Annotated in this window: 24 protein-coding genes; 19 read left to right on the top strand and 5 right to left on the bottom strand. The window is 52.0% G+C overall.

What is annotated here, in order from left to right:
- Positions 1–60: 60 nt before the first annotated feature.
- The 4 genes from A1WG_RS17465 (at position 61) to A1WG_RS17480 (ending at position 4,560) form a co-directional block, all read left to right on the top strand.
- Complete coding sequence (locus A1WG_RS17465) at positions 61–1,515, top strand: FAD-binding oxidoreductase (protein ID WP_001516963.1); 1,455 nt, start codon at positions 61–63, stop codon at positions 1,513–1,515.
- 93 nt (positions 1,516–1,608) lie between these two features.
- Positions 1,609–2,946: an MFS transporter gene (locus A1WG_RS17470; protein WP_024191904.1), complete on the top strand. Its 1,338-nt coding sequence runs from the start codon at positions 1,609–1,611 to the stop codon at positions 2,944–2,946.
- Complete coding sequence (locus A1WG_RS17475; protein ID WP_001516961.1) at positions 2,924–3,703, top strand: adenine nucleotide alpha hydrolase family protein; 780 nt, start codon at positions 2,924–2,926, stop codon at positions 3,701–3,703. The genes A1WG_RS17470 and A1WG_RS17475 overlap by 23 nt, the downstream gene beginning before the upstream one ends.
- Positions 3,700–4,560 (top strand): electron transfer flavoprotein subunit alpha/FixB family protein, encoded by an 861-nt coding sequence (locus A1WG_RS17480; protein WP_001516960.1) that lies wholly within the window; start codon positions 3,700–3,702, stop codon positions 4,558–4,560. Before A1WG_RS17475 ends, A1WG_RS17480 begins: the two co-directional genes overlap by 4 nt.
- A 128-nt stretch (positions 4,561–4,688) precedes the next feature.
- Here A1WG_RS17480 and A1WG_RS17485 read toward each other — a convergent pair whose 3' ends face one another.
- The 4 genes from A1WG_RS17485 to queD form a co-directional block, all read right to left on the bottom strand.
- Complete coding sequence (locus A1WG_RS17485) at positions 4,689–5,264, bottom strand: glycerol-3-phosphate responsive antiterminator (RefSeq protein WP_001130283.1); 576 nt, start codon at positions 5,262–5,264, stop codon at positions 4,689–4,691.
- 16 nt (positions 5,265–5,280) lie between these two features.
- The gene (locus A1WG_RS17490) at positions 5,281–5,541 is read right to left on the bottom strand and encodes a ferredoxin family protein (RefSeq protein WP_000109517.1); all 261 of its coding nucleotides are present in this window, start codon (positions 5,539–5,541) and stop codon (positions 5,281–5,283) included.
- On the bottom strand, positions 5,532–6,803 hold the full coding sequence (locus A1WG_RS17495) for an FAD-dependent oxidoreductase (RefSeq protein WP_001516959.1): 1,272 nt from the start codon (positions 6,801–6,803) through the stop codon (positions 5,532–5,534). Before A1WG_RS17495 ends, A1WG_RS17490 begins: the two co-directional genes overlap by 10 nt.
- Before the next feature lie 77 nt (positions 6,804–6,880).
- Positions 6,881–7,246 (bottom strand): 6-carboxytetrahydropterin synthase QueD, encoded by a 366-nt coding sequence (queD, locus tag A1WG_RS17500; protein WP_001329795.1) that lies wholly within the window; start codon positions 7,244–7,246, stop codon positions 6,881–6,883.
- A 315-nt stretch (positions 7,247–7,561) separates the two neighbouring features.
- On the opposite strand from queD, the gene cysJ reads away from it, so the two are divergent.
- The 4 genes from cysJ to A1WG_RS17520 all read left to right on the top strand — a co-directional run bounded on the left by cysJ (position 7,562) and on the right by A1WG_RS17520 (position 12,302).
- Entirely contained in the window at positions 7,562–9,355 is a 1,794-nt protein-coding gene (cysJ, locus tag A1WG_RS17505; protein ID WP_016242537.1) for an NADPH-dependent assimilatory sulfite reductase flavoprotein subunit, read from the top strand.
- On the top strand, positions 9,355–11,067 hold the full coding sequence (gene cysI, locus A1WG_RS17510) for an assimilatory sulfite reductase (NADPH) hemoprotein subunit (RefSeq protein ID WP_001516957.1): 1,713 nt from the start codon (positions 9,355–9,357) through the stop codon (positions 11,065–11,067). The genes cysJ and cysI overlap by 1 nt, the downstream gene beginning before the upstream one ends.
- A gap of 84 nt (positions 11,068–11,151) precedes the next feature.
- Entirely contained in the window at positions 11,152–11,886 is a 735-nt protein-coding gene (gene cysH / locus A1WG_RS17515) for a phosphoadenosine phosphosulfate reductase (protein WP_001516956.1), read from the top strand.
- A 263-nt stretch (positions 11,887–12,149) separates the two neighbouring features.
- Positions 12,150–12,302, top strand: coding sequence for a Hok/Gef family protein (locus tag A1WG_RS17520; RefSeq protein WP_000956462.1), 153 nt, complete (start codon positions 12,150–12,152; stop codon positions 12,300–12,302).
- Positions 12,303–12,418: 116 nt separating this feature from the next.
- Here the strand turns inward: A1WG_RS17520 and iap are convergent, their stop codons facing one another.
- Positions 12,419–13,456, bottom strand: coding sequence for an alkaline phosphatase isozyme conversion aminopeptidase (gene iap / locus A1WG_RS17525; RefSeq protein WP_000490394.1), 1,038 nt, complete (start codon positions 13,454–13,456; stop codon positions 12,419–12,421).
- 251 nt (positions 13,457–13,707) lie between these two features.
- Here iap and cysD point away from each other — a divergent pair, with 251 nt between their 5' ends.
- The 11 genes from cysD (at position 13,708) to nlpD (ending at position 22,423) form a co-directional block, all read left to right on the top strand.
- On the top strand, positions 13,708–14,616 hold the full coding sequence (cysD, locus tag A1WG_RS17530; RefSeq protein ID WP_001072281.1) for a sulfate adenylyltransferase subunit CysD: 909 nt from the start codon (positions 13,708–13,710) through the stop codon (positions 14,614–14,616).
- Between the two features lies 1 nt (position 14,617).
- Entirely contained in the window at positions 14,618–16,045 is a 1,428-nt protein-coding gene (cysN, locus tag A1WG_RS17535; protein WP_001090336.1) for a sulfate adenylyltransferase subunit CysN, read from the top strand.
- Positions 16,045–16,650: an adenylyl-sulfate kinase gene (cysC, locus tag A1WG_RS17540; protein WP_001173652.1), complete on the top strand. Its 606-nt coding sequence runs from the start codon at positions 16,045–16,047 to the stop codon at positions 16,648–16,650. Before cysN ends, cysC begins: the two co-directional genes overlap by 1 nt.
- 49 nt (positions 16,651–16,699) lie before the next feature.
- Entirely contained in the window at positions 16,700–17,023 is a 324-nt protein-coding gene (locus A1WG_RS17545; RefSeq protein WP_001246116.1) for a DUF3561 family protein, read from the top strand.
- 193 nt (positions 17,024–17,216) lie between these two features.
- Positions 17,217–17,528, top strand: a complete 312-nt coding sequence (gene ftsB / locus A1WG_RS17550; RefSeq protein WP_000517476.1) for a cell division protein FtsB — start codon at positions 17,217–17,219, stop codon at positions 17,526–17,528.
- An 18-nt stretch (positions 17,529–17,546) separates the two neighbouring features.
- Positions 17,547–18,257 carry a 2-C-methyl-D-erythritol 4-phosphate cytidylyltransferase gene (ispD, locus tag A1WG_RS17555; RefSeq protein WP_000246161.1) on the top strand — a complete coding sequence of 237 codons (711 nt, stop codon included), beginning with the start codon at positions 17,547–17,549 and terminating at the stop codon, positions 18,255–18,257.
- Positions 18,257–18,736 carry a 2-C-methyl-D-erythritol 2,4-cyclodiphosphate synthase gene (gene ispF / locus A1WG_RS17560; RefSeq protein WP_001219242.1) on the top strand — a complete coding sequence of 160 codons (480 nt, stop codon included), beginning with the start codon at positions 18,257–18,259 and terminating at the stop codon, positions 18,734–18,736. Before ispD ends, ispF begins: the two co-directional genes overlap by 1 nt.
- A complete protein-coding gene (truD, locus tag A1WG_RS17565; protein WP_000568971.1) occupies positions 18,733–19,782 on the top strand; it encodes a tRNA pseudouridine(13) synthase TruD in 1,050 nt (349 codons plus the stop codon). Before ispF ends, truD begins: the two co-directional genes overlap by 4 nt.
- Positions 19,763–20,524, top strand: coding sequence for a 5'/3'-nucleotidase SurE (surE, locus tag A1WG_RS17570; protein ID WP_001516955.1), 762 nt, complete (start codon positions 19,763–19,765; stop codon positions 20,522–20,524). Before truD ends, surE begins: the two co-directional genes overlap by 20 nt.
- Entirely contained in the window at positions 20,518–21,144 is a 627-nt protein-coding gene (gene pcm / locus A1WG_RS17575; protein ID WP_000254703.1) for a protein-L-isoaspartate O-methyltransferase, read from the top strand. The genes surE and pcm overlap by 7 nt, the downstream gene beginning before the upstream one ends.
- A gap of 184 nt (positions 21,145–21,328) precedes the next feature.
- Entirely contained in the window at positions 21,329–22,423 is a 1,095-nt protein-coding gene (nlpD, locus tag A1WG_RS17580) for a murein hydrolase activator NlpD (protein WP_306667652.1), read from the top strand.
- Positions 22,424–22,445: the final 22 nt, after the last annotated feature.

Here is a 22,445-nt window from a genome sequence, read left to right as displayed (position 1 = left end):
GTGGTTTCTGTTTTCTTTTATTAATGACTATTCCATTTTTATTATCAGAAAGGATTTATTATGTCTTTATCTCGCGCAGCGATTGTCGACCAGCTAAAGGAAATTGTTGGTGCAGATCGCGTTATTACCGATGAAACTGTATTAAAGAAAAACAGTATTGACCGTTTTCGTAAATTTCCGGATATTCATGGAATTTATACTTTGCCGATTCCGGCAGCGGTCGTAAAACTCGGTTCCACAGAGCAAGTGTCCCGCGTGCTGAATTTTATGAATGCGCACAAAATTAACGGTGTGCCGCGTACCGGCGCTTCCGCCACCGAAGGTGGGCTGGAAACTGTCGTAGAAAACTCGGTGGTGCTCGACGGCTCCGCCATGAATCAAATCATTAATATTGATATTGAGAATATGCAGGCCACGGCGCAATGTGGCGTTCCGCTGGAGGTGCTGGAAAACGCATTGCGTGAAAAAGGTTACACCACGGGGCATTCTCCGCAGTCAAAGCCGCTGGCGCAGATGGGCGGCCTGGTGGCGACCCGCAGTATCGGGCAGTTTTCCACACTATACGGCGCAATTGAAGATATGGTCGTTGGCCTGGAAGCGGTACTGGCAGATGGCACCGTGACGCGCATTAAAAACGTTCCACGTCGCGCGGCTGGTCCGGACATTCGTCACATCATTATTGGTAACGAAGGTGCACTGTGCTATATCACTGAAGTTACAGTGAAAATCTTCAAATTCACCCCGGAAAACAATCTCTTCTACGGCTATGTGCTGGAAGACATGAAAACCGGCTTCAACATCCTGCGTGAAATCATGGTGGAAGGGTATCGCCCGTCGATTGCTCGTTTGTATGACGCTGAAGATGGCACGCAACACTTCACTCATTTTGCTGATGGTAAATGCGTGCTGATCTTTATGGCCGAGGGTAACCCACGTATTGCGCAGGCGACAGGCGAAGGAATTGCCGAAATCGTGGCGCGTTACCCGCAGTGCCATCGTGTGGACAGCAAACTGATCGAAACCTGGTTCAACAACCTGAACTGGGGGCCGGATAAAGTGGCCGCCGAACGTGTGCAGATCCTCAAAACCGGCAACATGGGCTTTACCACCGAAGTGTCCGGCTGCTGGAGTTGTATTCACGAAATCTATGAAAACGTCATTAACCGTATTCGTACCGAGTTCCCGCACGCCGACGACATCACTATGCTGGGCGGTCACTCTTCTCACAGCTACCAAAACGGTACCAACATGTACTTCGTTTACGACTACAACGTTGTTGACTGCAAACCGGAAGAGGAAATCGACAAGTACCACAACCCGCTCAACAAAATCATCTGTGAAGAAACCATTCGCCTCGGTGGTTCGATGGTGCATCACCACGGCATTGGTAAACATCGCGTTCACTGGAGCAAACTGGAACATGGCAGCGCGTGGGCGTTGCTGGAAGGGCTGAAAAAGCAGTTCGATCCTAACGGCATTATGAACACGGGTACTATCTATCCGATTGAAAAATAATGTGTCAGGCAGCGTCCTGTGATGTCGGGGCGTTGCCTTTTCGGCTTCTCAAGCGAGAAGCCGTTCTTATTACCGGACAATGAAGGGGTAAAGATGAACACTTCACCGGTGCGAATGGATGATTTACCACTTAACCGTTTTCACTGTCGCATTGCTGCGCTTACTTTCGGCGCGCACCTGACTGACGGTTATGTCCTCGGCGTCATTGGTTACGCCATTATTCAGCTTACTCCAGCCATGCAACTGACACCGTTTATGGCGGGAATGATTGGTGGCTCAGCGCTACTTGGCCTGTTTATCGGCAGCCTGGTTTTGGGCTGGATCTCCGACCATATCGGGCGGCAAAAAATCTTCACTTTCAGCTTTTTGCTGATTACGCTCGCTTCGTTTTTACAATATTTTGCCACCACGCCGGAGCACCTGATTGGTTTGCGCATTTTGATCGGCATTGGGCTGGGTGGTGATTACTCTGTGGGGCATACCTTGCTGGCAGAATTTTCCCCGCGCCGCCACCGCGGTATTTTGCTGGGCGCGTTCAGCGTGGTGTGGACGGTGGGTTATGTGCTGGCAAGTATTGCCGGACATCACTTTATTTCAGAAAGTCCGGAGGCCTGGCGATGGCTTTTGGCATCAACAGCTCTGCCCGCGCTGTTGATTACGTTGTTACGTTGGGGCACACCGGAATCGCCGCGCTGGCTGCTGCGACAGGGGCGTTTTGCAGAAGCTCATGCCATTGTGCATCGTTACTTTGGCTCTCATGTATTACTGGGCGATGAAGTGGCAACGGCCACCACTAAGCACATCAAAACCTTGTTCTCTTCGCGTTACTGGCGGCGCACGGTATTTAACAGCGTGTTCTTTGTCTGCCTCGTGATCCCGTGGTTTGTGATTTATACCTGGCTGCCGACTATCGCCCAGACTATTGGTCTGGAAGATGCGCTGACCGCCAGCCTGATGCTCAATGCCTTGTTAATTGTTGGCGCGTTATTAGGGTTAGTGTTGACCCACTTGTTAGCCCATCGCAAATTTTTACTGGGGAGCTTTTTGCTGCTGGCGGCCACGCTGATGGTGATGGCCTGTTTGCCTTCCGGCAGTTCGTTAACGCTGCTGCTTTTTATTCTCTTCAGCACCACCATTTCGGCGGTCAGCAATCTGGTTGGCATTCTACCTGCCGAAAGTTTTCCTACTGATATCCGCTCTCTGGGCGTCGGTTTTGCGACCGCCATGAGTAGACTTGGCGCGGCAATTAGCACCGGTTTGTTGCCGTGGGTTCTGGCGCAGTGGGGAATGCAGGCCACCTTATTGTTACTGGCCATCGTGCTATTGGTTGGTTTTGTTGTGACCTGGCTATGGGCTCCAGAAACTAAAGCTCTCCCGCTGGTTGCGGCGGGAAATGTCGGAGGTGCGAATGAACATTCTGTTAGCGTTTAAAGCCGAACCGGATGCCGGAATGCTGGCGGAAAAAGAGTGGCAGGCTGCTGCTACGGCAAATTATGGGCCGGATGTTTCACTGTTGCGAAGTTTACCCGGTGCTGATGAACAGGCCGCCGCCGCAATTCTATTGGCGCAGAGAAAAAGCGGCAAGCCGATGACTTTAACCGCGTTGAGCATGGGGGATGAACGGGCGTTGCATTGGCTTCGCTATTTCACGGCTCTCGGGTTTGAGGAAGCAGTATTGCTGGAGACTGCGGCAGATCTGCGTTTTGCGCCGGAATTTGTTGCTCGCCATATTGCCGAATGGCAGCACCAGAATCCGATGGAGCTGATTATTACCGGCTGCCAAAGCAGCGAGGGGCAGAACGGGCAAACGCCGTTTTTGCTGGCGGAAATACTGGCCTGGCCCTGTTTTACCCAGGTGGAGCGTTTCACACTCGACGCGCCATTTATCACTCTCGAACAGCGTACTGAAAACGGGCTGCGCTGTTGCCGGGTACGCTTGCCTGCGGTCATTGCCGTGCGCCAGTGTGGCGAAGTCGCTTTGCCTGTACCGGGAATGCGCCAGCGTATGGCGGCAGGGAAAGTGGAAATTTTACGCGAAACTCTCGCCGCCGAATCGTCAGCGATACAGTGCCTGCAACTGGAAAGGCCGGAGCAACGACGTGGCGCGACGTTGATTGATGGGCAAACAGCAGAAGAAAAAGCACAAATACTGTGGCGGGATTATTTGCGCCAGAGGATGCAGCCATGAATGTCGTAATAGTGACAATAAATCAGGACAATGCAGCTATCGCAGGCTGGCTGGCAGAACAGGATTTCAGCGGTTGTACACTGACGCACTGGCAGATTGAACCTCTGCCCGTAGTGGCGGAACAGGTGTTGGATGCGCTCGTGGAACAGTGGCAGCGAACACCTGCGGAATTTGTGCTCTTCCCTCCGGGGGCGTCTGGCGATGAACTGGCGACCCGACTGGCCTGGCGTTTACATGGCACCAGCATCTGCCAGATCATTTCGTTGGATATACCGACAGCAAGCGTGCGCAAATCCCACTGGGGAAATGCGCTGACGGCGACGCTGCAAACAGAAAAACGTCCGCTATGCCTTTCTCTGGCGCGCCAGGCCGGAGCTGCGAAAAACGCAATGTTGCCATCTGGTATGCAGCAACTAAACATTGTCCCTGGCGCACTTCCAGACTGGTTTGTTAGCATCGAAAACCTGAAAAATACTACCCGTGACCCATTAGTAGAAGCCAGACGGGTGCTGGTGGTAGGGCAGGGCGGCGAGGCTGATAGCCATGACATCGCTACGCTGGCTGAAAAGCTGGGCGCCGAAGTGGGCTACAGTCGGGCGCGAGTGATGAATGGTGGTTTTGATGCGGAAAAAGTGATTGGAATTTCCGGGCACTTGCTGGCGCCAGAGATTTGCATTGTTGCCGGGGCGTCCGGCGCGGCAGCGTTAATGGCAGGTGTGCGTAATAGCCAGTTTGTGGTGGCTGTGAATCATGACGCCAGCGCGGCTGTTTTTTCACAGGCAGATGTTGGCGTGGTGGATGACTGGAAAGCGGTGCTGGAGGCACTGGTGACAAATATTCACGCAGATTGCCAATAACGTACTGGCGGATGCGGTTCTGGGTCAGGGACTTGTAGGCCTGATAAGACGCGTTAGCGTCGCATCAGGCGTTGAATGCCGGATGTGGCCTACAAATCACACAAATTCAATTCGTTACGTTTATCCCGTTAAAGCAATTTTTTCGCTAACGTCCAGACGCGGGTATTAGTAGTAGAAAGCGCCACGACACCGGCGTCAATTGCATTACGCGCATCTTCTTCATCGCACACCAGCCCGCCAGCAATCAGCGGTTGGCGGATTTTCTCCGTCACCCAGCCCAGCACTTTGGGCATACAGCCAGGCAGGATCTCAATGCAATCTGGGTTCGATTGCGCAACCTGCTTATCAATATTGTGAAACGAAATCGAATCGACAATAAACAGGCGATGAATACAGAAAAAACCTTCTGCTCTGGCGGCTTTCAGCATCGACGCTTTAGTGCTGATAATGCCGTCTGCTTCGGTCACCAGTTTCAAAAACTGAATCACCACCTCTTTATTTGACGCGCCTTCCAGCAAATCGACATGAATAAAGGCATATTTCCCGGCGTTTTTAATCTTTTTGACGATATTGCTGATGGTGCAGATATTGCCGTACAGCACGGAAATAAACTGGCATTCAGAATTAATGGCCAGTTGCAGGCTGGCATTATCTTTAACGGCAGCAATCACCGGATTCTGACGGAGCAGGTGTAAGAGGGGCATAAATTATCCTTATTATTTATCCAAAGCGGTAGGTGATGCCGAATCCAGAAGGCGGATAGCGCCACTGTTGTAGTGTTTTTTCATCGCATAACAAACGGCAGGTGCCGCACTCCAGGCAACTACGATAATCAATACGCAAGTCGCCTTCCGGCGTGAGCGAAAAAAGACCTGCCGGGCAGGCATTAATCAACCGTTCTGCTGTCTGGCGCTCAACGGGGTCAACCGGAACAATGTGTGGCGCATCAGCAGCACGCCAGAGATTACGGGCTACAGACATCGCAGACTCCTGATAACATCGCCCGCCAGATGCCACAGGCCGTGACGACGTAAATGACGCCAGAGCAACTGGCGAAGTGGTGGAACAGGTTTATCTCCCTGATCCCATAAGTCGCGGGAAATATCCTGCATTAACGCAGGCCACGTCCGATACCAGCCAGGGCGTTGCAAAAGCGCCGGAACATGCTGATAACGTTGTAGAACATCCCACAGCAAACTGTGTTCTACGTTGTGATGATAAATCGGGAACAGATTTTGCGGCTCGCGTTGCTGGCAGGCGCTAATCAGTGTTTGTGCTGCTGCCTGTGCGCCAATGAACGCCATATCCATGCCTCGCACTGAAATTCCAGTATTGACGCAACTGCGCAACGCATCGCCCACCAGCAGCCAGCCGTTACCGGCGAATTGCACGGGCATATTGCGTAAACCGCCTTCCGGCACCAGATGTGCACCGTATTCCAGCGTTTCACTGTTTTTAATGAGAGGTCTTACTGCCGGATGTGTCTTAAAACGAGCCAGCAACTCGCTTGCCGGAACGCGGTTTTGTGCAAGGGAAGAGAGCGGGCAAACAATCCCCAAAGAGAGCGTTTGCTGATTGGTATAAAGAAATGCACCGCCTGGCAGGTCATCACAGATTTCCCCGCTGAACAGTATCGCTGCACCTTCGTTGTTTTCCAGATGAAAACGCGCTTCAATAATGGTCGTTTCCAGCGACAGCACTTCTTTGATCCCTAACGCCATCGATTCGCCAGCAGGACGGGTAACTAACCCGTGATGTTCTGCCAGCACACTATTGGCCCCTTCTGCCAGCACAACATAACGGGCGCGGAGAATATCATCACCACAGATAACGCCACACACTCTGCTGTTTTCTTCATATAACGCGTCTACTGTTGCGCCGGGAATACACTCAACTCCTGCTTTTTCAGCTTCGGCAACCAGCCACGGATCGAATCGTGCGCGTAATACGCTCCAGGATTCACCACCGGGTTGTAAGCTGGAAAACGTCGTTGCGCCATCGGGCGTTAACAGAGAAAGGCTTTCGTGAGTGATACGTCGCTCAAGGGGCGCGGTCAGGTGAAATTGAGGGAGGAGTTCCGCGAGCGCATGGGTATATAACCGCCCGCCGGAAAGGTTTTTGCTGCCAGGGATTTCAGCGCGTTCCAGTAACAGAACAGATAATCCCGCTCGCGCGCAGCGTAACGCACAAGCGGTGCCCGCAATACCGGCACCAATAATAATAATGTCGCAGTCGTCTTCCATGTCATGCCCCAGATATCCAGAGCACAACACCCTAACATAGCGTTACTTAAGGGAAATTGACCGCCGACACACTCTGATTATTCACCGCGATAGATGCAGCCTGCGGTGCAGGTTTCTTTCACCATCACAGCGCTTAATAGTGGTACAACGGGTTTAACTTGATCCCAAATCCATTTTGCTAAAACTTCGCTGGTCGGGTTTTCCAGGCCGGGTATATCATTGAGATAATAGTGGTCGAGACGATCGTAAGTCGGTTTAAACGCCGCTTTCAGTTCAGCGAAATCGATAATCCAGCCCGTATGCGGATCGACTTCCCCGGTAATTTCCAGGCGCACCATAAAAGAATGCCCGTGCAGGCGACCACATTTATGCCCTTCTGGGACGTGTGGTAAGCGGTGAGCGGCTTCGAAGGTGAAATCTTTAAATAACGTGGTGGACATCATAATTTCTCTACTGGACGATAAAACCGCCGTAGAGTACCGGAAAGCCTGTTTTTTCGCATTACCAAAAACGGGTTTGTTGCGCAAAATGACCGATTTATCTTAATTGCGGTCGATATTTATCTATTTTTCATTGAGTTAATAAATCTATTTTGTTGTTAAAGACTATTGCTAAAACAGGTTAGTCGATTTGGTTATTAGTTATCGCTATCCCGTCTTTAATCCACCCCCTTCGCGCCGTTAACCTTACCTTCTCTTCTGTTTTATGGGCGCTGACAGGGCCGATAAACAGCTTTGCTTACTGGAACATAACGACGCATGACGACACAGGTCCCTCCTTCCGCTTTGCTTCCGCTGAACCCGGAGCAACTGGCTCGCCTTCAGGCAGACACTACTGATTTGACACCGACCCAGCTTGCGTGGGTATCTGGTTATTTCTGGGGAATGCTTAACCAGCAGCCAGGTACACTTGCCGCTACACCAGCCGCAGAAATGCCGGGTATCACCATCATCTCCGCCTCGCAAACGGGTAATGCTCGCCGGGTCGCTGAAGCATTACGTGACGACTTATTAGCGGCAAAACTGAACGCTAAGCTGGTGAACGCAGGCGACTATAAATTCAAACAAATCGCCAGCGAAAAACTGCTTATCGTGGTGACTTCAACACAAGGTGAAGGGGAACCGCCGGAAGAAGCCGTCGCGCTGCACAAGTTTCTGTTCTCCAAAAAAGCGCCGAAACTGGAAAACACCGCTTTTGCTGTGTTTAGCCTCGGTGACACCTCTTATGAGTTTTTCTGCCAGTCCGGTAAAGATTTCGACAGCAAACTGGCTGAACTGGGCGGCGAACGCCTGCTCGACCGGGTCGATGCCGATGTTGAATATCAGGCAGCCGCCAGCGAATGGCGCGCCCATGTAGTTGATGTACTGAAATCGCGCGCGCCTGTCGCAGCACTTTCGACATCCGTCGCCACTGGCGCGGTGAATGAAATCCACACCAGTCCGTATAGTAAAGAAGCGCCGCTGGTGGCGAGCCTCTCTGTTAACCAGAAAATCACTGGACGTAACTCTGAAAAAGACGTTCGCCATATTGAGATCGATTTAGGTGACTCAGGCCTGCGCTATCAGCCGGGCGATGCGCTGGGCGTCTGGTATCAGAACGATCCGGCACTGGTAAAAGAGATTGTCGAACTGCTGTGGCTGAAAGGCGATGAACCCGTCACTGTCGAGGGCAAAACGCTGCCGCTGGCGGAAGCCTTACAGTGGCATTTTGAACTGACCGTCAACACCGCGAACATTGTTGAAAATTACGCCACTTTAACGCGCAGCGAAACGCTGCTGCCGCTGGTGGGCGATAAAACGAAGTTGCAGCATTACGCTGCGACGACGCCGATTGTCGATATGTTGCGTTTCTCTCCGGCACAACTGGACGCTGATGCGTTCATCAGTATTTTGCGTCCGCTGACGCCGCGCCTTTATTCCATCGCCTCATCGCAGGCGGAAGTCGAGAGTGAAGTGCACGTTACTGTCGGCGTTGTGCGTTATGACGTGGAAGGCCGTGCCCGTGCCGGTGGTGCCTCCAGCTTCCTCGCGGATCGCGTGGGAGAAGAGGGCGAAGTTCGCGTCTTTATCGAACATAACGACAACTTCCGCCTGCCAGCTAACCCGGAAACCCCGGTGATTATGATTGGCCCTGGCACCGGTATCGCGCCATTCCGCGCCTTTATGCAGCAGCGTGCCGCCGACGAAGCGCCGGGCAAAAACTGGTTGTTCTTCGGCAATCCGCACTTTACGGAAGATTTCCTCTACCAGGTGGAATGGCAGCGTTATGTCAAAGAGGGCGTGCTGACGCGTATCGATCTGGCCTGGTCACGCGATCAAAAAGAAAAAATTTACGTACAAGACAAACTGCGTGAACAGGGGGCAGAGCTGTGGCGCTGGATCAATGACGGTGCCCACATTTATGTTTGCGGCGACGCTAATCGCATGGCGAAAGACGTTGAACAGGCACTTCTGGAAGTGATTGCCGAATTTGGTGGCATGGACACTGAAGCGGCGGATGAATTTTTAAGTGAGCTGCGCGTAGAGCGCCGTTATCAGCGAGATGTCTACTAATGAGCGAAAAACATCCAGGGCCTTTAGTGGTCGAAGGTAAACTGGCAGACGCTGAGCGCATGAAGCTTGAAAGCAACTTTCTGCGCGGCACGATTGCCGAAGATTTGAATGATGGCCTGACTGGCGGGTTTAAGGGCGATAACTTCCTGCTGATCCGCTTCCACGGCATGTATCAGCAGGATGACCGCGACATTCGCGCCGAACGAGCTGAACAGAAGCTGGAGCCGCGTCACGCCATGATGCTCCGCTGCCGCCTGCCGGGTGGCGTTATCACCACCAAACAGTGGCAGGCGATCGACAAATTTGCAGTGGAAAACACCATTTACGGTAGCATTCGCCTGACCAACCGTCAGACCTTCCAGTTCCACGGTATTCTGAAAAAGAACGTCAAACCTGCACACCAAATGTTGCACTCAGTCGGTCTTGATGCGCTGGCGACCGCCAACGACATGAACCGTAACGTGCTGTGCACCTCGAATCCGTACGAGTCACAGTTGCACGCGGAAGCCTATGAGTGGGCGAAGAAGATCTCTGAACATCTGTTGCCGCGTACCCGCGCCTATGCGGAGATCTGGCTCGATCAGGAGAAAGTTGCTACCACTGATGAAGAACCGATCCTCGGGCAGACCTATCTGCCGCGTAAGTTCAAAACGACGGTGGTTATTCCGCCGCAGAACGATATCGATCTGCACGCCAACGACATGAACTTTGTGGCTATCGCGGAAAACGGCAAGCTGGTGGGCTTCAACCTGCTGGTGGGGGGCGGTCTTTCTATGGAACACGGCAATAAAAAAACCTATGCCCGCACGGCGAGCGAGTTTGGTTATCTGCCACTTGAGCATACGCTGGCAGTGGCGGAAGCTGTGGTTACGACTCAGCGTGACTGGGGTAATCGTACTGACCGTAAAAATGCCAAAACCAAATACACGCTGGAACGCGTGGGGGTAGAGACGTTTAAGGCGGAAGTTGAACGTCGCGCGGGGATCAAGTTCGAACCGATCCGCCCGTATGAATTTACCGGACGCGGCGATCGCATCGGCTGGGTTAAGGGTATCGATGATAACTGGCACCTGACGCTGTTTATCGAAAATGGTCGTATTCTCGATTATCCGGGGCGTCCGCTGAAAACCGGTCTGCTGGAGATCGCAAAGATCCACAAAGGCGATTTCCGCATTACGGCGAACCAGAACCTGATTATCGCGGGTGTACCGGAAAGTGAAAAAGCGAAGATCGAGAAGATCGCCAAAGAGAGCGGGTTGATGAATGCCGTCACACCACAGCGTGAAAACTCAATGGCATGTGTGTCATTCCCGACCTGTCCGCTGGCGATGGCGGAAGCCGAACGTTTCCTGCCCTCGTTTATCGACAACATCGATAACTTAATGGCGAAACATGGCATCAGCGATGAGCATATCGTAATGCGTGTGACGGGATGCCCGAACGGCTGTGGCCGGGCGATGCTGGCAGAAGTTGGTCTGGTGGGTAAAGCGCCGGGGCGCTACAACCTGCATCTTGGCGGCAACCGTATGGGGACACGTATCCCACGGATGTATAAAGAAAACATCACCGAGCCGGAAATCCTGGCGTCGCTTGATGAACTGATAGGGCGCTGGGCGAAAGAGCGCGAAGCGGGTGAAGGCTTCGGTGACTTTACGGTGCGTGCGGGCATCATTCGCCCGGTGCTCGATCCGGCTCGCGATTTGTGGGATTAACATAAATCGCCGCGTCTGCTCGGTTTTGTAGGCCTGATAAGACGCATAAGCGTCGCATCAGGCAAGGCAAACAGTGAGGAATCTATGTCCAGACTTGATCTAAACGACCTGAATGAACTGCCGAAGGTAGAGCGCATTCTGGCTCTGGCACAAACCAACGCTCAACTGGAAAAACTGGACGCTGAAGGCCGCGTTGCCTGGGCGTTGGAGAATCTGCCCGGCGAATACGTGCTCTCTTCCAGCTTTGGCATTCAGGCGGCAGTCAGCCTGCATCTGGTGAACCAGATCTGCCCGAATATCCCGGTGATTCTTACCGATACTGGTTATCTGTTCCCGGAAACCTACCGCTTTATTGACGAGTTAACGGACAAACTTAAACTCAACCTGAAAGTGTACCGTGCCACTGAAAGCGCCGCATGGCAGGAAGCACGCTACGGCAAACTGTGGGAGCAGGGGGTTGAAGGCATTGAAAAGTACAATGAGATCAACAAAGTCGAACCCATGAACCGTGCACTGAAAGAACTTAACGCGCAAACGTGGTTTGCTGGTCTGCGCCGTGAGCAATCTGGCAGCCGTGCCAATTTACCAGTGCTGGCTATCCAGCGTGGCGTATTTAAAGTGCTGCCGATTATCGACTGGGATAACCGAACTATTTATCAGTACCTGCAAAAACATGGCCTGAAATATCACCCATTATGGGACGAAGGATATTTATCGGTTGGCGACACCCATACAACCCGTAAATGGGAACCCGGCATGGCCGAAGAAGAAACGCGCTTCTTTGGCTTAAAAAGGGAATGTGGATTACACGAAGGGTAAATATTTCCGGATAAATTAAACGCCTCTGTCAGAAATGATGGGGGCGTTTTTATTTTGCGAGCAGCATTCTGGCCTTTAAACGAGAACGTCGCAGGGAGAATCAACAGGTATAGAATGGCGTCGGGTGCTTGAGGCTGTCTGGCGTTAAGCATTCGCGAGGTTCCAGATGGACAAAAGCCCCAGGCGATATTTCTATCCACCTGAGGCCTACGTTCGAACCCAACAATTCGAATGCTAGTCTCTTCTTTGCAGAGAGGCAAGACATGCTAACAAAATATGCCCTTGTGGCAGTCATAGTGCTGTGTTGTACAGTACTGGGATTCACGCTGATGGTAGACGACTCGTTGTGTGAGTTGAATATCAGAGAACGTGGTATGGAGTTTAAGGCAGTTCTCGCTTACGAACCGAAGAAGTAGCCACCACGCGGGGGTGAAACCCCGCGTATTGAATTGTTATAGTTTGGCCTCCTGCACCCTATTTTTTTATAGGCAGAATTGACTCCTCACAGTCATGGGGAATCAGCTCAAACCCATCAAGACGCCTTCGCCAGTTCCTTCACCAGTGGCAGCATTATCCGCATAACATCACGGCAGCGGCGTTCTATTCTTCCTGGAAGTGCCTTATCAATATGCTGTTGATTATCCAGTCTTACGTCATGCCAGCTATTTCCTGCGGGGAATGCGGCTGTTTTTGCGCGTTGCTGATAACCATCTTTATTTCCCAGATTCCAGTTTGTTGCTTCTACCGAAAGTACAGCAATACCGGCTTTGTCAAAAACTTCAGCGTCATTACAACACCCGGTGCCTTTTGGATAATTTTTATTCAAACCAGGATTGGTCGTCGCGGCAATTCCATGACTGCGGGCAATTGCCAGCGCCCGATCGCGCGTTAATTTCCTTACTGCTTCGGGGGTTTTTACGCCACTGTTGAAATACAATTTATCACCGACAATTAAGTTATCGAGATTAATCACCAGCAGAGTATTTTTCTTTTCGGCGTCACTCATTCGTTTGAGTAAATTCTCAGCGCCTAATTTCCCTTCCTCTTCACCACTGGTCGCCACAAAACGAATACCATATTCGGTTGGCGTATTTTTCAGGCGTTCTGCCAGCTCCAGCATGACCCCCAAACCTGCGGCGTTATCATCCATACCTTGTAATGTCAGCCCGCCGAGATTGGCATCGGCATCCGCGTCGCTCTGTGGGGCGTAGGTATCCAGATGCGCCATGATAATGATCTGCTGCGGTGCTTTGCCTTCATGAGCGGCAATCACCGTACTTCCTGTCACGTTATGCCAGTTTTTGTGGTTATCGCGGGCGGTATAAATATATCGGCCATTAAATGTCCGGATATCACTGCGATAACCCATTTGCTGAAACTGTTGCCGGATATAATCGGCAGATAACATTTCTGCGGGTGTTCCGGTCATTCGCCCCGGAAAGAAAGTGGCAATGTGTCGCGCCTGTGTATTAGCAAAATCGCCAGGTTTAGGTGACGAGGCGTGTACGGGGAGAATAAAGCATACGCCGAGCGCCAGGGCAGCGGTACGGTGGCGCAATGCGGAAAACATAGTGAGTCCTTAAATACCATGCAAATTTTTTTACCGCCATAGTATGAAACTGCCGCTGCGCTAAAACAATTTCAAATCTTCCTAAATGCCCGAAATCCGGAGCCTTAAGCACTTTTTGATATTAGCTTTGCCAAATCGTTATTCCGTTAAGGAACTACTCATTCTAATTGGTAATTTCATTCGCACTCTTACGCTCCCTATAGTCGGAATATCTGATGGCAAGCAAATAGCAGTATTGCAAAGGAACGGTTATGAACCAAAAACGACTGACTCACCTGCGGCAACTGGAGGCGGAAAGCATCCACATCATTCGCGAGGTGGCGGCAGAATTCTCAAATCCGGTGATGCTCTACTCCATCGGCAAAGATTCCAGCGTCATGCTACATCTGGCGCGCAAGGCGTTTTATCCAGGTTCGCTGCCTTTCCCGTTGCTGCATGTTGATACCGGCTGGAAATTCCGTGAGATGTATGAATTTCGCGATCGTACGGCAAAAGCCTACGGCTGCGAGCTGTTGGTGCATAAAAATCCAGAAGGTGTGGCGATGGGGATTAATCCATTCGTTCACGGCAGCGCCAAACACACTGACATCATGAAAACCGAAGGCCTGAAACAGGCGCTGAACAAATATGGTTTTGATGCTGCCTTCGGCGGCGCGCGCCGCGATGAAGAGAAATCCCGCGCTAAAGAACGTATCTACTCTTTCCGTGACCGTTTCCATCGCTGGGATCCGAAAAACCAGCGTCCGGAGCTGTGGCATAACTACAACGGGCAGATTAACAAAGGCGAAAGTATCCGCGTCTTCCCACTCTCTAACTGGACCGAGCAGGATATCTGGCAATACATCTGGCTGGAAAATATCGACATTGTTCCGCTGTATCTTGCTGCTGAACGTCCGGTTCTGGAACGCGACGGTATGTTGATGATGATTGATGACAACCGTATCGACCTGCAACCCGGCGAAGTGATTAAAAAACGGATGGTGCGTTTCCGTACGCTGGGCTGCTGGCCGCTGACCGGCGCAGTAGAGTCAAATGCGCAAACACTGCCCGAGATCATCGAAGAGATGCTGGTTTCCACTACCAGCGAACGTCAGGGCCGTGTGATTGACCGCGACCAGTCCGGTTCTATGGAGCTGAAAAAACGTCAGGGGTATTTTTAAGATGAACACCGCACTTGCACAACAAATCGCCAATGAAGGCGGCGTCGAAGCCTGGATGATCGCGCAACAACACAAAAGCCTGCTGCGTTTTCTGACCTGTGGCAGCGTTGATGACGGCAAAAGTACCCTGATAGGTCGCCTGTTGCACGATACCCGCCAGATCTACGAAGATCAGCTCTCATCGCTGCATAACGACAGTAAACGCCACGGCACCCAGGGTGAAAAACTGGATCTGGCGCTGCTGGTGGATGGCCTGCAGGCTGAGCGTGAACAAGGCATCACCATTGACGTGGCTTACCGTTATTTCTCCACCGAAAAACGCAAATTTATTATTGCCGACACCCCAGGGCACGAGCAGTACACCCGCAATATGGCGACCGGCGCGTCGACGTGTGATCTGGCGATCTTATTGATCGACGCCCGTAAAGGTGTGCTTGATCAAACCCGTCGTCACAGTTTTATCTCCACGCTTCTGGGAATCAAACATCTGGTAGTGGCGATCAACAAGATGGATCTGGTGGATTACAGCGAAGAAACGTTCACCCGCATTCGTGAAGATTATCTGACCTTTGCCGGGCAACTGCCGGGCAATCTGGATATCCGCTTTGTGCCGCTCTCCGCGCTGGAAGGCGATAATGTTGCTTCGCAAAGTGAAAGTATGCCGTGGTACAGCGGCCCGACACTGCTGGAAGTGCTGGAAACCGTTGAGATTCAGCGAGTGGTTGATGACCAGCCAATGCGCTTCCCGGTGCAGTACGTTAACCGCCCGAATCTTGATTTTCGAGGCTACGCAGGAACGCTGGCCTCTGGCAGCGTGAAAGTCGGGCAACATGTCAAAGTGCTCCCCTCTGGTGTTGAGTCAAATATTGCGCGGATCGTCACGTTTGATGGCGATCGCGAAGACGCCTTTGCCGGAGAAGCGATCACCCTGGTGCTGACGGATGAGATCGACATCAGTCGTGGCGATTTGCTGCTGGCAGCAGATGAAGCGTTGTCGACGGTGCAGAGCGCGTCAGTGGATGTGGTATGGATGGCGGAACAACCGCTTTCCCCAGGGCAGAGTTACGACATCAAAATTGCCGGGAAGAAGACGCGTGCTCGTGTTGATGACATTCATTATCAGATTGATATTAATAACCTTAACCAGCGTGAAGTTGAAAATCTGCCGCTGAACGGCATTGGTCTGGTGGATCTCACTTTTGATGAGCCGCTAGTGTTAGATCGTTATCAACAAAATCCGGTAACTGGTGGGCTGATTTTTATCGATCGCCTGAGCAACGTGACCGTTGGTGCCGGTATGGTGCATGAGCCGAAAAATGAGGCTGCCGTTGCGCCATCAGAATTTAGCGCATTTGAGCTGGAACTGAATGCGTTGGTACGTCGCCACTTCCCACACTGGGGCGCGCGCGATTTGCTGGGAGGTAAATAATGGCGCTGCATGACGAAAACGTCGTCTGGCATAGCCATCCGGTGACTCCACAACAGCGCGAGCAACACCACGGGCATCGTGGTGTTGTGTTGTGGTTTACCGGCCTCTCTGGTTCAGGGAAATCGACAGTTGCCGGGGCGCTGGAGGAGGCGCTGCATAAACTTGGCGTCAGCACGTATTTGCTGGATGGCGACAACGTTCGCCACGGTTTATGCAGCGATCTCGGTTTTAGCGATGCCGATCGTAAAGAAAATATCCGTCGGGTTGGCGAAGTGGCGAATTTAATGGTTGAAGCCGGTCTGGTAGTGCTGACTGCGTTTATCTCACCACATCGCGCTGAACGTCAGATGGTTCGCGAACGTGTAGGAGAAGGGCGGTTTATCGAAGTGTTTGTCGATACGCCGTTGGCGATTTGTGAAGCTCGCGATCCAAAAGGTTTATATAAAAAAGCGCGTGCCGGTGAACTGCGTAACTTTACGGGGATAGATGCCGTTTACGAAGCGCCTGAATCAGCAGAAATTCATCTCAATGGTGAACAATTGGTAACAAATTTGGTTCAGCAATTATTAGATCTACTGAGACAGAACGATATTATCAGATCCTGAGACACCACCGGGTTTACATGCCCGGTTCGTCAAAGTAACAGGATCCGATATGCGTAATAGCCATAACATTACACTAACAAATAGCGAAAGCCTTACCGAAGATGAAGAAACCACATGGTCGCTGTCAGGGGCCGTGGTCGGTTTTGTCTCCTGGCTGTGCGCGCTGGCGATACCGATGTTGATTTATGGCTCTAACACGCTGTTCTTCTTTATCTATACCTGGCCTTTCTTTCTGGCGCTGATGCCCGTCGCGGTGGTGGTGGGTATTGCGCTGCATTCATTGATGGACGGAAAGCTACGCTACAGCATTGTTTTCACCCTGGTGACAGTCGGCATTATGTTTGCCGCACTGTTTATGTGGTTGCTGGGCTAATTTGTTCTTTCCCGTCTGGTCTGTTCATAATTCAAACCGTAACCAATAATGAGATTATGTTCTGCACGCCCTGGGTATACGTAACAATGGACAAATGTGGTACATTTGCCCGCGTTGTCGCGGTATCCCCAACAGAGGATGTAGAGTCGTCTTCGGATGCATGGGATGATGATGCCGTTTTTCAGGGGGCAGGATGGGTAAACTAACGCTGCTGTTGCTGGCTATTCTGGTCTGGCTACAGTATTCGCTGTGGTTCGGTAAGAACGGTATACATGACTATACCCGCGTCAATGACGATGTGGCGGCACAGCAAGCTACAAACGCGAAACTTAAAGCGCGAAACGATCAGCTTTTTGCCGAAATTGACGATCTCAATGGCGGCCAGGAGGCGCTCGAAGAGCGTGCGCGTAATGAACTCAGCATGACCAGGCCGGGCGAAACTTTTTATCGTCTGGTGCCTGACGCGTCGAAGCGCGCGCAGTCTGCGGGGCAAAACAATCGATAAATCAGCCCAGGAATTAACATGGCAACCACTCATTTGGATGTTTGCGCCGTGGTTCCGGCGGCCGGATTTGGCCGCCGAATGCAAACGGAATGTCCTAAGCAATATCTCTCAATAGGTAATCAAACCATTCTTGAACACTCGGTGTATGCGCTCCTGGCGCATCCCCGGGTGACGCGTGTCGTCATTGCAATAAGCCCGGGCGATAGTCGTTTTGCACAACTTTCTCTGGCGAATCATCCGCAAATCACTGTTGTTGATGGTGGTGAAGAGCGTGCCGATTCTGTGCTGGCAGGACTGAAAGCTGCTGGCGACGCGCAGTGGGTGTTGGTGCATGACGCCGCTCGTCCTTGCCTGCATCAGGATGATCTTGCACGGCTGTTAACTCTGAGCGAAACCAGCCGCACGGGGGGGATTCTTGCCGCTCCGGTGCGCGATACCATGAAACGCGCCGAACCTGATAAAAATGCCATTGCACATACCGTTGATCGCAACGGTTTATGGCACGCGCTGACGCCGCAATTTTTCCCTCGAGAGCTGTTATATGACTGCCTGACGCGTGCTTTAAATGAAGGCGCAACCATTACCGATGAAGCCTCGGCGCTGGAATATTGCGGTTTTCATCCGCAGCTTGTCGAAGGCCGTGCGGATAACATTAAAGTCACGCGCCCGGAAGATTTGGCGCTTGCTGAATTTTACCTCACCCGAACCATCCATCAGGAGAATACATAATGCGAATTGGACACGGTTTTGATGTACACGCCTTTGGTGGCGAAGGCCCAATTATCATTGGTGGCGTGCGCATTCCTTACGAAAAAGGGCTGTTGGCGCATTCTGATGGCGACGTGGCGCTGCATGCGCTGACCGATGCACTACTTGGTGCCGCGGCGCTGGGGGATATCGGCAAGCTGTTTCCGGATACCGATCCGGCATTTAAAGGTGCCGATAGCCGCGAGCTGCTACGCGAAGCCTGGCGACGCATTCAGGCGAAGGGGTATACCCTCGGCAACGTTGATGTCACTATCATCGCTCAGGCACCGAAGATGTTGCCGCACATTCCACAAATGCGCGTGTTTATTGCCGAAGATCTCGGCTGCCATATGGATGATGTTAACGTGAAAGCCACCACCACGGAAAAACTTGGATTTACCGGACGTGGGGAAGGGATTGCCTGTGAAGCGGTGGCGCTACTCATTAAGGCAACAAAATGATTGAGTTTGATAATCTCACTTACCTCCACGGCAAACCGCAAGGCACCGGGCTGCTGAAAGCCAACCCGGAAGACTTTGTGGTGGTGGAAGATTTAGGCTTTGAGCCTGATGGTGAAGGTGAGCATATTCTGGTGCGGGTGCTTAAAAACGGTTGCAATACCCGGTTTGTGGCGGACGCACTGGCAAAATTCCTGAAAATTCATGCTCGTGAAGTCAGCTTCGCGGGGCAGAAAGACAAACATGCCGTTACGGAACAGTGGTTATGCGCGCGTGTACCGGGCAAAGAAATGCCTGATCTGAGTGCGTTTCAACTGGAAGGTTGCCAGGTGTTGGAGTATGCGCGGCACAAGCGTAAGCTGCGTTTAGGGGCGCTGAAAGGTAACGCCTTTACCCTGGTGCTACGCGAAGTGAGCAATCGCGATGACGTTGAACAGCGTCTGATCGATATTTGCGTGAAAGGTGTACCGAACTACTTTGGTGCGCAACGTTTTGGTATTGGCGGCAGTAACTTGCAGGGGGCGCTGCGCTGGGCGCAAACGAATACTCCGGTGCGCGATCGCAATAAACGCAGTTTTTGGTTGTCGGCAGCCCGTAGTGCGTTGTTTAATCAGATTGTTGCTGAGCGCCTCAAAAAAGCGGACGTTAATCAAGTTGTTGACGGCGATGCGCTACAATTAGCCGGGCGTGGTAGCTGGTTTGTTGCTACTAACGATGAAATGGCGGAATTACAGCGTCGCGTCAACGATAAAGAGCTGATGATTACCGCTGCTTTGCCCGGTAGCGGCGAGTGGGGAACCCAGCGTGAGGCGCTGGCATTCGAACAAGCGGCGGTTGCCGACGAAACTGAATTGCAAGCATTACTGGTACGCGAAAAAGTAGACGCCGCGCGCAGAGCGATGCTGTTATATCCACAACAATTAAGCTGGAACTGGTGGGATGACGTCACCGTAGAAATCCGTTTCTGGCTTCCGGCGGGAAGTTTTGCAACCAGCGTTGTCAGGGAACTTATCAACACAACAGGTGATTATGCGCATATTGCTGAGTAATGATGACGGGGTACATGCACCCGGTATACAAACGCTGGCGAAAGCCTTGCGTGAGTTTGCTGACGTTCAGGTGGTTGCCCCCGATCGTAACCGCAGCGGCGCTTCAAATTCTCTGACACTGGAATCCTCCCTGCGCACGTTTACCTTTGAAAATGGTGATATCGCCGTGCAAATGGGAACCCCGACCGATTGTGTATATCTTGGTGTGAATGCACTGATGCGTCCGCGTCCGGATATTGTGGTTTCGGGCATTAACGCCGGGCCGAATCTGGGTGATGATGTTATCTATTCCGGTACGGTGGCAGCCGCGATGGAAGGCCGTCATTTAGGTTTTCCAGCGCTGGCCGTCTCGCTTGACGGGCATAAGCATTATGACACTGCTGCGGCGGTAACCTGTTCTATTTTGCGCGCACTGTGCAAAGAGCCGCTGCGCACCGGGCGTATTCTCAATATTAACGTCCCGGATTTACCGCTGGATCAGATTAAAGGTATCCGCGTCACTCGCTGCGGTACACGACATCCGGCAGATCAAGTTATCCCGCAACAGGATCCGCGCGGTAATACGCTGTACTGGATTGGCCCGCCGGGCGGTAAGTGCGATGCCGGTCCGGGGACTGATTTTGCTGCGGTAGATGAAGGCTATGTCTCCATCACGCCGCTGCATGTAGATTTAACCGCGCACAACGCGCAAGATGTGGTTTCAGACTGGTTAAACAGCGTGGGAGTTGGCACGCAATGGTAAGCAGACGCGTACAAGCACTTCTGGATCAATTACGTGCGCAAGGTATTCAGGATGAGCAGGTGTTGAACGCACTTGCCGCCGTGCCGCGTGAAAAATTCATTGATGAAGCGTTTGAACAAAAAGCCTGGGACAATATCGCGTTGCCGATAGGTCAGGGGCAGACAATTTCGCAGCCGTACATGGTGGCGCGAATGACCGAATTACTCGAACTGACGCCGCAGTCGCGGGTGCTGGAAATCGGCACCGGTTCGGGCTATCAAACAGCAATCCTGGCACATCTTGTCCAGCATGTATGTTCGGTTGAACGGATTAAAGGATTGCAGTGGCAGGCGCGTCGTCGCCTGAAAAATCTTGATTTACATAATGTTTCAACCCGTCACGGCGATGGATGGCAAGGTTGGCAAGCACGTGCGCCGTTTGACGCTATCATTGTAACGGCAGCACCGCCCGAAATTCCTACTGCACTAATGACGCAACTGGATGAAGGCGGGATTCTCGTCTTGCCGGTAGGGGAAGAGCACCAGTATTTGAAGCGGGTGCGTCGTCGCGGGGGCGAATTTATTATCGATACCGTAGAGGCCGTGCGCTTTGTTCCCTTAGTGAAGGGGGAGCTGGCTTAAAGTGCGAGGAAATACCTGGAATTTTCCTGGTTATTTTGCAGCAGGTCAGCGTATCGTGAACATCTTTTCCAGTGTTCAGTAGGGTGCCTTGCACGGTAATTATGTCACTGGTTATTAATCAATTTTTCCTGGGGGATAAATGAGCGCGGGAAGCCCAAAATTCACCGTTCGCCGTATTGCGGCTTTGTCACTGGTTTCGCTATGGTTGGCTGGCTGTTCTGACACATCGAATCCACCGGCACCAGTCAGTTCCGTTAACGGCAATGCACCTGCAAATACCAATTCAGGTATGTTGATTACGCCACCGCCGAAAATGGGGACGACGTCTAAAACGCAGCAACCGCAAATTCAGCCGGTACAGCAGCCACAAATTCAATCTACGCAACAACCACAAATCCAGCCGGTGCAGCCTGTCACTCAGCAACCGGTGCAAATGGAAAATGGGCGTATCGTCTACAACCGTCAGTACGGGAATATTCCGAAAGGCAGTTATAGCGGTAGTACTTATACCGTGAAAAAAGGCGACACACTTTTCTATATTGCCTGGATCACCGGTAACGATTTCCGCGATCTCGCCCAACGTAATAATATTGAGGCACCATACGCGTTGAACGTAGGTCAGACTTTACAGGTTGGCAATGCTTCTGGCACGCCAATCACTGGCGGAAATGCCATTACCCAGGCGGATGCAGCAGAGCAAGGAGTTGTGATCAAGCCTGCACAAAATTCCACCGTTGCTGTTGCGTCGCAACCGACAATTACGTATTCTGAATCTTCGGGTGAACAGAGTGCTAACAAAATGTTGCCGAACAACAAGCCAACTGCGACCACGGTCACAGCGCCTGTAACTGTACCAACAGCAAGCACAACCGAGCCGACTGTCAGCAGTACATCAACCAGTACGCCGATTTCCACCTGGCGCTGGCCAACTGAGGGCAAAGTGATTGAAACCTTTGGCGCTTCTGAGGGAGGCAACAAGGGGATTGATATCGCAGGTAGCAAAGGACAGGCAATTATCGCGACCGCAGATGGCCGCGTTGTTTATGCCGGTAATGCGCTGCGCGGCTACGGTAATCTGATTATCATCAAACATAATGATGATTACCTGAGCGCCTACGCCCATAACGACACAATGCTGGTCCGGGAACAACAAGAAGTGAAGGCGGGGCAAAAAATAGCAACCATGGGTAGCACCGGAACCAGTTCAACACGATTGCATTTTGAAATTCGTTACAAGGGGAAATCCGTAAACCCGCTGCGTTATTTACCGCAGCGATAATTCGGCGGAACCAGGCTTTTGC

This window comes from Escherichia sp. KTE96 (assembly GCF_000408525.1).
Lineage (GTDB): Bacteria > Pseudomonadota > Gammaproteobacteria > Enterobacterales > Enterobacteriaceae > Escherichia > Escherichia marmotae.
The sequence above is the reverse complement of the archived record's forward strand: the minus strand, read 5'-3'. Positions and strand labels throughout refer to the sequence as shown.